The following is an 11,961-nucleotide window of genomic DNA, read 5'->3' as shown; positions in this document are numbered from 1 at the left end:
CTCATTCGTCGCGGATGCCGATGGCCGCGCGTGCGGCCATGGCGCGCTCCAGCACGGTCGCCGGATCGTCGCCGATCACCGTGAAGTGGCCCATCTTGCGGCCCGGGCGGGCGTGGTGCTTGCCGTACAGATGCAGGCGCAGGCCGGGCACCGCGTGCAGCGCGGACCAGTCGGGCTCGCGGTATTTACCCAACTGAGTGCCGTCATGCGCGCCGCCCTCGTACCACAGCTCGCCGAGCAGGTTCACCATCACTGCGGCCGAGTGCTGGCGCGGTTCGCCCAGCGGCAGGCCGCAGAGCGCCCTAACCTGCTGGTCGTACTGGCTGGTGACGCAGGCGTCGATGGTGTGGTGGCCGCTGTTGTGCGGGCGCGGGGCCATTTCATTGACCACCAGTTCGCCGCGGGTGACGAAGAACTCCACCCCCAGGGTGCCGACATAGCCGAGCCTGGCGGCGATCTGCTCGGCGACTTGTTGTGCCGTGTCCGCCAGGCAGGCGGAAGCACGCGCCGGGGCGATGGTCACATCCAGGATGCCGTGGCGGTGGCTGTTCTCCCCGCTCGGAAAGGCGCGCACCTCGCCGGCGGCACTGCGCGCGAGCACCACGGAAACTTCGTAGTCGAGCGGCAGCAGCTTCTCCAGCACGCAGGCTTCGCGGTTGAAGCCGTGGAAGGCGGCGAGCGCTTCCTCGCGGCTGGCCACGCGCGCCTGGCCCTTGCCGTCGTAGCCGAAGCGCGCCACCTTGAGCACGCCCGGAAACAGGCCGGCGTTGGCCTCGGCGATGTCCTCGTCGCTGCGGATCGCGGCGAAGGGACCGTGCGGCAGGCCGTTGTCGGCGAGGAAGCTCTTCTCGGCGATGCGGTTCTGGCACACCCCGACTGCAGACGCCGAGGGGTGCACCGGGATGAACTTGGCGAGATAGTCCAGCGTGCCGGCCGGCACGTTCTCGAATTCGGTAGTCACCGCGGCACATTCGGCGGCCAGCTGGTCGAGCGCGGCGAAGTCCTCGTAGGCCGCCACCAGATGGCGGTCGGCGATCTGGCCGGCCGGGCTGTGCGGGTCCGGGTCCAGCACCCAGACCTTGTAGCCCATCTCGTGGGCGGCGGAAACGAAGAAGCGGCCAAGCTGGCCGCCTCCGAGCATGCCGAGGGTGGCGGGGGGCAGGATCATTGCGCGTCCATCAATCCAGGGTCATGTCCAGCACCGCCTGGGTCTGGCGGGCACGGAAGGCTTCGAGCTTGTCGGCCAGCGCCGCATCGGCGTTGGCGAGCAGCGCCACCGCGAACAGGCCGGCATTGGCGGCACCCGCCTCGCCGATGGCGAAGGTGGCGACCGGGATGCCCTTGGGCATCTGCACGATGGAGAGCAGCGAATCCTGGCCGGACAGCGCCTTCGACTGCACCGGCACGCCGAGCACCGGCACGGTGGTCTTGGCGGCGACCATGCCCGGCAGGTGGGCCGCGCCGCCGGCACCGGCGATGATGGCCTGCAGGCCGCGGGAGCGCGCGCTTTCGGCGTATTCGAACATCAGGTCGGGGGTGCGGTGGGCGGAGACCACGCGCGCCTCGAAGGGCACGCCGAACTCTTCCAGCACCTTGGCGGCCGCCTTCATCGTGGGCCAGTCGGAGTTGGAGCCCATGATGATGCCGACGATGGGGGTAGCGCTCATTTCAAAGTCCTCACTCACCGTCCGCTCCGGCGCGCGGCGCGCTCGGCGGAAATCACGGTGTTTTCCAGCAGCATGGTGATGGTCATCGGCCCCACACCGCCCGGCACCGGGGTGATGGCGCCGGCCACCTGCGCAGCGGAATCGAAATCCACGTCGCCGCACAGCTTGCCGGCGTCCGGCCCGTCGGTGAGACGATTGATGCCCACGTCGATGACCACCGCGCCCGGCTTGATCATCGCGCCGGTGACGAAGCGCGGCTTGCCCACCGCCGCCACCAGAATGTCCGCGCGGCGGGTATGGAAGGCCAGGTCGCGGGTCTTGGAGTGGCACACGGTGACGGTGGCGCCGGCGTTGGTGAGCAGCATCGCCATCGGCTTGCCGACGATGTTGGAACGGCCGATCACCACCGCCTCCGCGCCGGCCAGCGGCACGCCGGTGGATTCGAGCATCTTCATCACCCCGTGCGGGGTGCAGGGGATGAAGGCTTCCTGGTTCTGCGACAGGCGGCCGACGTTCTCGGCGTGGAAGCCGTCAACGTCCTTCTCCACGCTGATCGCCTCCAGCACCGCCGCTTCGTCGAACTGCGGCGGCAGCGGCAGTTGCACCAGGATGCCATGCACCGCCGGGTCGGCATTGAGCTCGGCGAGCTTGGCCATCACCACGTCCGGGGCAACGTCGGCGGAATAGTCGAAGCGCAGCGAACGGATGCCGGCCTTCTCGCAGCCGGCCACCTTGTTGCGCACATAGACCGCGGAAGCGGGGTCCGCGCCGATCAGCAGGACCGCGAGACAGGGCTGCTCGCCGCGTGCCGCAAGCGCAGCCGCGCGGGTGGCGATCTCGCCGCGCACCTGTTCCGCCAGGGCCTTGCCGTCGATGATGCGTGCCGTCATGGGAATGGCCTTTGGAAAAACCGGCGATTTTATCGCAGTATCAGGGGCTTGTGCGAACGGGGCGCCCCCTGAATCTAAGTGACCGCGATCACTCACTGCGATACGCGAGAAGGAACCGACGGGCAATGAGACCGGCACACTCGTGATCCGAGCGCTCCTCCCCCTTCAAGGGGGAGGAGGCAGGACACCCTGCCCCGTGCCACTCACGCCGCCAGCGCTTCCTCCGCCACCGCGCGCCGGCCCAGCTCGAAAGCCTGACGGTTCACGTCCACCAACTGCGGCTTGCGGCTGGCGAAGCGTGCCAGCACCGCTTCGCGCAGCACTTCCGCGGGGAAGGGCAGACGGTCGGCCATGGCACCCAGCATCACGGTGTTGCCGAGACGGATGTTGCCCAGTTGCTGGGCCAGCGCGCTGGCATCAAAGGCGTGCACTTCCAGCCCGAGCGCGCGGATCTGGGCGACCGGGTCCTCGGGGTAGGCGAACAGGCCGATGTTCACCACCGGCGGCACCAGACGGCCGACGTTCATCAGCACCGCCGCACCGGGGCGCAGCATGTGCACCCAACGCAGCGCCTCGGCGGCCTCGAAGCCGACCAGCAGGTCAGCCTCGCCGGCAACAATCTGCGGCGACAGGACCTGCGCGCCGAAGCGCAGATGCGAGGTCACCACGCCGCCGCGCTGGCTCATACCGGCAACCTCGGTCTTCTTGGCGTCGAAGCCGAGCGACAGCGCGGCTTCGGCGAGGATCTCGGTGGCGGTCATGACGCCCTGGCCGCCGGTACCGCAGACGAGGATGTTGGTGGTCTTGTTGCTTGCACTCATGGCTGCTCCCGCTTTCAGTGCTTGTGCATGACGTGGGCCGGGCGCAGCGCCTCGGCATGGACGATGGCCTCGGGCGCGCAGGGCTGTACACACAGCCCGCAGCCGGTGCAGGCGGCGGTCTCGATGCGCACGAAGGACAGCTCCACTTCCTTGCCCGAAGCCTTCACCTCGGTGGCCCGCCGGGTGACGTGGATGGCCGGGCAGCCGACATCGACGCAGTTGCCACAACCGGTGCAGCGCTCTTCGACGACCTGATAGGGCTGGGTCGGGCGGTAGTCGTCGATCAGCACGCAGGGGCGGTCGGTGATGATCACCGACGGTTCGTCGATCCTGGTTTCCTCGCGCAGCGCCTTGAACAGCACCGGCAACTGGTAGGGATCCACCGGGCGGATACGCTCGCGTTTCACCCCCAGGGCTTCACAGAGCTTGGCGAAATCCACCCGCGGTGCTTCTTCGCCGTGGATGTCGCGCCCGGTGCCGGGGTTGTCCTGCCCGCCGGTCATGCCGACAGTGCGATTGTCGAGCAGCAGGATGGTGACGTTGCCGCGGTTGTAGGTGATGTCGAGCAGACCCTGCATGCCCATGTGCAGGAAGGTGGAATCGCCGATCACCGCAACAACCTTCTTGCCGGCGTCGGCCGCCCCCCTGCCCTTGTCCATGCCCAGCGCCATGCCCATCGAGGCCCCCATGGAGATGCAGGTATCGAGCGCGTTCCACGGATGGCCGGCGCCCAGCGTGTAGCAGCCGATGTCGCCGGAGATGATGACGTTGCGCATCTGCGCCAGGGTGTAATAGACGCCCAGGTGCGGACAGGCCACGCACATCGTCGGCGGACGGGGAAAGACCTGCTGCTGCGGCACGTGTGCGACCACTGCGGGCTCGCCGCCGAGCAGCCGGGCGATGGCCGGGCGCAGCACGTCCGGCGCCAGTTCGCCGAGGCGCGGCAGGATGTCCTTGCCGTGGCAGGCGACACCGGCGGCCTTGAGCTCGGTTTCCACCAGCGGTTCGGTCTCTTCCACCACCACCAGATGCCGTACCCGCGCGGCGAGCGCGCGGATCCTGTGCAGCGGCAGCGGACAGGAGAGGCCGAGCTTGAGCACTGGCGCATCCGGGAAGGCTTCGCGCACATGCATGAAGGCGGGCCCGGAGGCGACGAAGCCGACGGTGAGATCGCTGCCGTCCGCCAGCGGGTTGAGTGCGGACACCTCGGCTTCCACCGCCAGCGCCGCCTCGCGCTCGAACATCAGCGGCAGGCGCGGTTTGGCATTGCCCGGCACCATCACCCAGCGACGTGGGTCCTTGGTGAAACCGGTGGGCTCCACCGCCATGCGTTCGCCGACCTCGACACGGCCCTTGACGTGGCAGATGCGCGTGGTCATGCGCACGATCACCGGGCAGCGGTGGCGTTCGGAGAGCTCGAAGGCCGCCTTGGTCATCGCATAGGCTTCCTGCGCGTCGGCCGGTTCCAGCACCGGCAGGTGGGCGAAGCGCCCCCAGTAGCGCGAATCCTGCTCGTTCTGTGACGAGGACATGCCGACGTCGTCGGCCACGGCGATCACCAGCCCGCCTTCGGTACCGGTAACGGTCATGGTCATCAGGGCGTCGGAGGCGACGTTGAGGCCGACATGCTTCATTGCACAGAAGGCCCGCGCGCCCATCATCGAGGCGCCCAGCGCGACCTCCAGCGAGACTTTCTCGTTGACCGACCACTCGGTGTAGAGATCGGGGTAGTGCGCGAGCTCTTCGAGGATCTCGGTGGACGGCGTCCCCGGATAGGCGGCAGCGACCTTGCAGCCAGCCTCCCATACCGCGCGTGCAACCGCGTCATTACCCGAAAGGAACAGGCGGCTGGCGGCCGGTGCAGGCAGAGGTGCTCCCATGGACGGACTCCCGGTGTCGTCGGACAAAAAGAGCGTTAACTTACCGGTCGGTCAATGATGTCCGTTTGATCGAGGTCAACCAGCAACCAGTGGCAGGAGTCACAGCAAGCGCGGCAGGGTCGGGCACTTGAGACCCATCTGGGTGATGTGCCCGGCGTGATCCATGGCACGCACGGTCAGCACGAAGCTGCCGATGCTGAGCTTGTCGCCCTCCACCGGCGGGCGCCCGAGGCGGCGGCGGAACATCGTCGCCAGCGCCAGCGCGTTTTCATCCGGATCGAGCTCGAAGCCATAGGCCGCAGCGAGCTCGCCGGCCGGGCACTGCGGATCGACGACAAACTCGCCGAAGAAGCCGGCGTGGGCGATCAGCTCGTTGCCGGCACCTCCGGCAAAGGCCCGCGCCAGCGGCTCGGCAAGCTCGTCGGGGGCGGCCAGCCACACCGAATCGCCGACTTCCAGGCGCGTCGCCGCCGAGGTGCGGAGCAGGTTGCCGTGGCGCACCACCGCCACGCAGCGCGCCTTGTCCCCTGCCTCATCGGCGACCAGCTCGTCGGGGTGGCGGCCTTCGGCACGCGCGCCGGCGGCGACACGGTATTCCATCAGGTCGAGCGCAGCGCTGTGCCCCACCCACACCTCCATGCGGTCCACCGGTTCGTCGCGCGGCGGCACCACCACCCCCAGCCAGCGCGCCGCGGTAGGCACCGTGGCGCCCTGCACCAGCAGCGAGACGATCACCACCGCAAAGGCCACGTCAAAGAGCAGCAGGGAGTTGGGCACCCCCATCATCAAGGGATAGATGGCCAGCACGATGGGCACCGCACCGCGCAGGCCCACCCAGGAGATGTAGAGCACCTCGTTGCGGGCGAAGTGAAAGGGCAGCAATCCCAGCCACACTGCCAGCGGACGCGCCACCAGCATCAGGAAGCAGGCCATCGCCAGCGCGTACCAGGCATGTTCGAGCAGGTGCGAAGGGGTGACCAGCAGCCCGAGGATGAGGAACATGCCGGCCTGTGCCAGCCAGGCCAGCCCGTCCATCACCCGCAGCACGTGCTCGGTAGCATGGCAACGCTTGTTGCCGACCACCAGACCGGCCAGGTAGACGGCGAGGAAGCCGCTGCCGCCCAGGGCATTGGTAGCGGCAAAGACCATCAGCCCGCCGGAGACGATGAGCAAGGCGTAGAGCCCTTCTGCCAGGCGCAGGCGGGCGAGCAGGCGCGCCAGCACCCAGCCGCCGGCCACCCCGGCGAGCGCACCGAGGCCCATCTGGGTGATCAGCAGCAGCGCAAAGCGCGGCAGGCTGGCATTGTCGGGCTGCAACAGGACCTCGACCATCACCGTCACCAGCAGGATGGCCATCGGATCGTTGGCGCCGGACTCGATTTCGAGAGTGGACTTGACCCGGTCGTTGAGGCGCACGCCGCTGTTGCGCAGCAGGGAGAACACCGCCGCGGCATCGGTGGAGCCAACGATGGCGGCCAGCAGCAGGGCCAGACTCCAATGCACGTCGAGCAGCCAGGTGGCGAAGAGGCCGAGCAACAGGGTGGTGCCGACCACGCCCCAGGTCGCCAGCACCGCCGCCGGCCAAAGTGCCACGCGGAAGGTTTCGATGCGCGTGCGCAGGCCGCCGTCGAGGAGGATCACCGCCAGCGCGAGCTGGCCGACGAACATGCCGGTGGAAAAATCGTGAAAGACGATGCCGCCGACCCCTTCCTCGCCGGCGAGCATGCCGACGAAGAGGAAGAGCAGCAGCAGCGGCAGGCCGAGGCGCGCCGACAGGGTGCTGGCCAGCACGCTGACGAAGAGCAGCAGGCCACCGAGCAGGAGAAAGGCGTTGATCGAGGTCATTGACGCCGATTACACCACAAGATCGGCGTTCGACAACGTCGCGCCCCGCGGGGGCGCGGGTCAACGCGTCGCGGCAGGCTCCGCGCTGACCACGTGCTGGACCAGTTCGGCCAGCGAATGGGCGCCCATCTTCTCCATCACCCGCGCGCGATGCACCTCCACAGTCTTGATGCTGATGCCGAGCACGTCGGCAATCTGCTTGTTGAGCTTGCCGAGGATGATCAGATCGAGCACCTCACGCTCGCGCTGCGTGAGCTGAGCCAGGCGGCGCGCGGTATCGGCCTCCTGGCGGCGCTTGCCGCGGTTTTCACGCTCGCTGGCCAGGCACTGCTCGATGAGGCCAAGCATGTCACGGTCGGTGAACGGCTTCTCGATGAAATCCACCGCGCCCTTCTTGAGGGCGGAGACGGCCATCGGCACGTCACCGTGGCCGGTGATGAAGATCACCGGCAGGGTGCAGCGGCGGCGGCCGAGCTCCTCGAACAGCTCCAGGCCGCTCATCCCCGGCATGCGCACGTCGAGCACCAGACAACCGGTGAGGTTCTCGTCGTAACGGGCAAGGAAGCGTTCCGCCGATTCGAGGGCCTGCACACGGTAGCCGCTCGATTCGAGCAGCCAGACCAGCGAGTCGCGCAGGGCCTCGTCGTCGTCGATGATGTAGATGATCTGATCAGGCTCGGCGGGCAAGGCGCTCACTCGCAGCCTCCGTAGGCAGTGTGAAAGCGAAGATGGTACCCCCTTCCGGATTGGATTCAACCGTCAGGCGGCCGTCGTGGAACTCGATGATGGAGCGGCAGATGTTGAGCCCCATGCCCATGCCTTCGGCCTTGGTGGTGTAGAAGGGGGTGAACAGGCGCTCGCGCTCCTCCTCGCCGATGCCGTGGCCGCGGTCGATCACCGCCACCTCCACGCTCAGTCGCCCCAGCGCGCGGGCGCGCACGCGCAGCACACGGTGCACGGGCGGGTTGTCGTGCATGGCGTCGAGGCCGTTCTTGACCAGATTGAGCACCACCTGCTCGATCATGATGCGGTCGGCGTACACCGCCGGCAGCCCCTCTTCGACCTCGGTGAGCACGCGCGCACCGAGGCGACGGGCGTCGATCTCGGCGAAACCGATGGCGTCGTCGATGACCTCGTCGATGGCCACCGCGCTGCGCCGCGGTTCGCTCTTCTTCACGAACTCGCGCACCCGGCGGATGATCTTGCCGGCACGCTCGGCCTGGAAGCTGGCCTTCTGCATTGCCGCCAGCACTTCGTCCTGCTTCCAGTTGTCCGACTGCATGCGGGTCACACAGCCCATGCAGTAGTTGGCGATCGCCGACAGCGGCTGGTTGAGTTCGTGCGCCAGCGTGGAGGCCATCTCACCCATGGTGATCAGGCGCCCGGTGCGCTGCAGGCGCTCTTCCTGCTGGCGCGAGACCTCCGCAGTCTGCTTGCGGTCGGTGATGTCGGTGGCAATGCCCATGCGCACCACGCGACCATCCACCCAGCGCGTGGCCTGCTCGCGGACGTGGTACCAGCGCCCGGAGAGCGGGTGCTGCAGTTCGCCGTCGAACAGTTCGCGCGGCAGGTCGGCAACGCTCAAGCCGCGCGGGTCGACACGGTAGTCGCCGCGTTCGGGCTGCGGCACCGCCACCCCGCGCACCGTGCGCCCGACCGCGTCGAAGCCGTGAATGGCCTTGAAGGCGCGGTTGGCGAAGAGAATCTCGTCGGTGCGTGCGTCGGCGACGAACACCGCCGCATCGAGGCCATCGAGCACCGCCTCGAAACGCTCATGGGCGGCCTCCAGGGCCGCGCGCACGCGCTTGGGCTCGGTGATGTCGGTGACCGAGGCCATCCAGCCGGTCTGCTTGCCGGTGAGGTCGATCAGCGGCGAGAGGTAGAAGCGCGCATCGAGACGTTCGCCGTTCTTGCGCCGGATGCGCATCTCGAAGCCGCCCGCGGGGGCCCGCCCGGCGAGGGTGAGCTCAAGGTTGCGCCGGCAGGTGTCGACGTCCTCGTCAGGCCAGTAGGGGAAAGGCGGCCCGGCGCCGACCAGTTCGTCCTGTGAGAAACCGACCATGCGCGAGAAGGCCGAGTTGACGTAGATGATGCGCCCGGACAGATCGATGGCACGCAGGCCGGTGAGCACCGATTCCTCCATCGCCTTGCGGAAGGCCGACTCCGCCCGCAGCGCCTCCTCGGTGGCCTTGCGCCCGGTGATGTCGTGCGCCACCGCATACACCTGCAGCTCCTCGCGCACCGGGTTGATGCTCCATACCAGCCACTTGTGGCTGCCGTCGGCGCAGCGGCAACGGTTCTCGAAGCTCACCGCCTGACCGGCCTCCAGCGCGCGCAACTGGCCAACGGTAAGGGCAACGTCCTCGGCATGCACGAGGTCGAGCAGCGGCGTGCCGGCGAGGCTCTCCGGCGGGTGGCCGAGAACGTTCAGGAAAGCCGGATTGCAGCGCCGGAAGCGGCCATCGAGACCGACCACGCAGAGCATGTCGAGCGACAGGTTGAAGAGACGGTCGCGCTCGCGCTCGACCTGGACGCGGCGCTGCACGTGGGCACGCAGCATCCACAGAGTCCACAGCACCAGCAGCGAGAGGCCGACGATGGCCACCATCGGCAGGGTCTTGGGCAGGCCGTCTACAGAGCGGAAGGCAGTGGCGCGCAGGATCAGGCCGTTGCCCGGCGGATCAAGGGCGATCTCGTAGAACAGGCGCTCATCGACCTCGCTGACCACCGAGCTCGTCGCCAGCACCTCGCCGCCACCGTCGAGCAGGGCCAGCCGGTACTTCTCGGCAAACCAGCCCGGCACCAGGTGATGCACCATGCGGTCCACCGAATACACTGCAACGATGGCGCCGAGGAACTCGCGCCCGCGCCGCACCGGCTGATACACCTCCAGCACCGCCGTGCCACGCGCCCCCGCATAGGCCTCGCCATAGGCCGGGCCACCGAGCTCGCGGGCGTGCAGGAAGGCAAGCTGCTGACGCGCCGACAAGGCATCGCCGACCAGCCATTCGATGGTATCGAAGGGCGCCGACCAGCGCACCAGTTCGTCCGCCCCCACCCACACCACGTTCACCAGTTCGGCGTTGTTGGCGATGTGCTGGTTGGCGCGCAACTGAAAACTGTCGGCATCGAGCACGCCGGCGGCAAGGTCGCGCGCGAGCTGGGCGATGAACTCCTCGCTGCCCTGCATGTGCATGCGCATGGTCTGCTCGGCCCACTGTACGTCACGCGTCACCGCACTGCGCTGGGCCGCGGCCTCGCGCTCGAACATCAGCCAGGCGAGCGCAAACATTGCCACGGCGAACAGCACCACGGCCACATAAGGGGCCGTCCAGTACCACTGCGAAGGCGACAAGGGGCCGCGGGAGGCGGAATCGGGCATTGACGGGAGAACCGGGAGAAGCGGCGCCGACGGGGTGCCGGGCAGCACGGACAGACTGCATTCTTGCCGCTCTGCCACCCCGCTGGCATCGGGTGTTTCCCCAAGGGCACACCTGCGTCCTGGCCTGCATCGGCACCGCAGCCGCCGTATACACGCCCTTGGGGTTATCGCCAATTCTGCATGCACGCGCCGCGCCGTACAGTCATCCCATGGCCGTCACCACCCTCTTCCGCCTGCTCTGCGGCGCCCTCCTCGCCGCGGCGCTGAGCCTCGCCCCGCCTGCGCACGCCGGCGACGAGGGCCCCATCCTCATCGGCGTCTCCGGCCCCTTCACCGGCGGCTCCAGCCCGATGGGCATCTCGATGCGCGAGGGCATCCGCATTGCCGCGGCGCAGGTCAATGCCGCCGGCGGGCTGCTCGGCCGTCCGGTGGTGCTGCTCGAACGCGACGACGAGGCACGCAACGAGCGTGGCGCCCAAGTAGTGCAGGAACTCATCAGGGAAGGCGTGGTGGCCGGGCTCGGCATCGTCAACACCGGCGTGGCCCTTGCCAGCCAGCGCTTCTACCAGCAGGCACGCGTTCCGGTGATCACCTCGGTGGCCACCGGAAGCCTGATCACCCGTCAGTTCCTGCCCCCGCAGCATCCGGAGAATTTCGTCTTCCGCGTCTCGGCCAACGACACCCTGCAGGCCGCGATGATCGTCGAGGAGGCCATCGAGCGCCGCGGCCTGACCCGCGTGGCGATCTTTCACGACGCCACCAACTATGGCCAGCTCGGCCGCGACGACCTCGAACGCGCACTCGCCGAGCGCGGCATACAGGCCGTCGCCGTGGAGCGCTTCCAGCTCCGCCAGGCCGACATGGTGACGCCACTGCGGCGCGCCCGCGCGGCCGGCGCCCAGGCCATCCTCACCTACGGCATCGGCCCGGAACTGGCGCAGATCGCCAACGGCATGGCACGGCTCAACTGGCGGGTACCGCTGATCGGCAGCTGGACCCTGGCGATGTCCAATTTCATCGACAGCGCCGGCCCCAACGCCGAGGGCGCGCGCATGCCGCAGACCTTCATCCCCGAGCCGAACACCCCGCAACGCGCCGCCTTTCTCGCCGCATGGCAGGAAAACACCGGCAACCCGCGCATTCCGGTGCCACCGGCGGCCGCACAAGGGTATGATTCCATGCTGCTGCTCGCCGCTGCCATCCGCCAGGCCGGCAGCACCGACGGCGACGCCATCCGCGAAGCCCTGGAAGACCTGCGTGAACCGGTGGAAGGGGTGATCATGCGCTACCAGCGCCCCTTCGACAGCATCAACCACGAGACCATCGTGTCCACCGCACGCATCTACCTCGGCGAAGTGCGCGCCGGTCGCGTGGTATTCGCCTACGAAGAAGACCGTCGGCGCGCCTCCGCTCCGTGATGAACACGCCACGCTTTCCCGATCGGCCGGGAGATACTCTCCCTCCCTCCCTCGTCTC

Annotated in this window: 9 protein-coding genes; 1 reads left to right on the top strand and 8 read right to left on the bottom strand. The window is 68.3% G+C overall.

From position 1 onward, the window contains the following. Position 1 precedes the first annotated feature (1 nt). From C8261_RS04440 to C8261_RS04405, 8 genes are all read right to left on the bottom strand, one after another. A complete protein-coding gene (locus C8261_RS04440; protein WP_107492470.1) occupies positions 2–1,168 on the bottom strand; it encodes a 5-(carboxyamino)imidazole ribonucleotide synthase in 1,167 nt (388 codons plus the stop codon). 10 nt (positions 1,169–1,178) lie between these two features. After that, positions 1,179–1,667 (bottom strand): 5-(carboxyamino)imidazole ribonucleotide mutase, encoded by a 489-nt coding sequence (gene purE / locus C8261_RS04435; protein ID WP_107492469.1) that lies wholly within the window; start codon positions 1,665–1,667, stop codon positions 1,179–1,181. Between the two features lie 14 nt (positions 1,668–1,681). Continuing rightward, entirely contained in the window at positions 1,682–2,557 is an 876-nt protein-coding gene (folD, locus tag C8261_RS04430) for a bifunctional methylenetetrahydrofolate dehydrogenase/methenyltetrahydrofolate cyclohydrolase FolD (protein ID WP_107492468.1), read from the bottom strand. Positions 2,558–2,760: 203 nt separating this feature from the next. Beyond that, positions 2,761–3,378 carry an indolepyruvate oxidoreductase subunit beta gene (locus tag C8261_RS04425; RefSeq protein WP_107492467.1) on the bottom strand — a complete coding sequence of 206 codons (618 nt, stop codon included), beginning with the start codon at positions 3,376–3,378 and terminating at the stop codon, positions 2,761–2,763. A 14-nt stretch (positions 3,379–3,392) separates the two neighbouring features. Then, positions 3,393–5,258, bottom strand: a complete 1,866-nt coding sequence (locus C8261_RS04420) for a thiamine pyrophosphate-dependent enzyme (RefSeq protein ID WP_107492466.1) — start codon at positions 5,256–5,258, stop codon at positions 3,393–3,395. Between the two features lie 99 nt (positions 5,259–5,357). After that, the gene (locus C8261_RS04415; protein ID WP_107492465.1) at positions 5,358–7,103 is read right to left on the bottom strand and encodes a potassium/proton antiporter; all 1,746 of its coding nucleotides are present in this window, start codon (positions 7,101–7,103) and stop codon (positions 5,358–5,360) included. 60 nt (positions 7,104–7,163) lie between these two features. Further along, positions 7,164–7,799 (bottom strand): response regulator transcription factor, encoded by a 636-nt coding sequence (locus tag C8261_RS04410; RefSeq protein WP_107492464.1) that lies wholly within the window; start codon positions 7,797–7,799, stop codon positions 7,164–7,166. Further along, positions 7,774–10,485: a PAS domain S-box protein gene (locus tag C8261_RS04405; RefSeq protein ID WP_107492463.1), complete on the bottom strand. Its 2,712-nt coding sequence runs from the start codon at positions 10,483–10,485 to the stop codon at positions 7,774–7,776. The genes C8261_RS04410 and C8261_RS04405 overlap by 26 nt, the downstream gene beginning before the upstream one ends. A 209-nt stretch (positions 10,486–10,694) precedes the next feature. Here C8261_RS04405 and C8261_RS04400 point away from each other — a divergent pair, with 209 nt between their 5' ends. Further along, entirely contained in the window at positions 10,695–11,903 is a 1,209-nt protein-coding gene (locus tag C8261_RS04400; RefSeq protein ID WP_107492462.1) for an ABC transporter substrate-binding protein, read from the top strand. Positions 11,904–11,961: the final 58 nt, after the last annotated feature.

Source organism: Pseudothauera lacus (genome assembly GCF_003034845.1).
Classification (GTDB): Bacteria; Pseudomonadota; Gammaproteobacteria; order Burkholderiales; family Rhodocyclaceae; genus Pseudothauera; species Pseudothauera lacus.
Note: the sequence above shows the minus strand (reverse complement) of the source record. Positions and strands in the feature narration are given on the sequence as shown.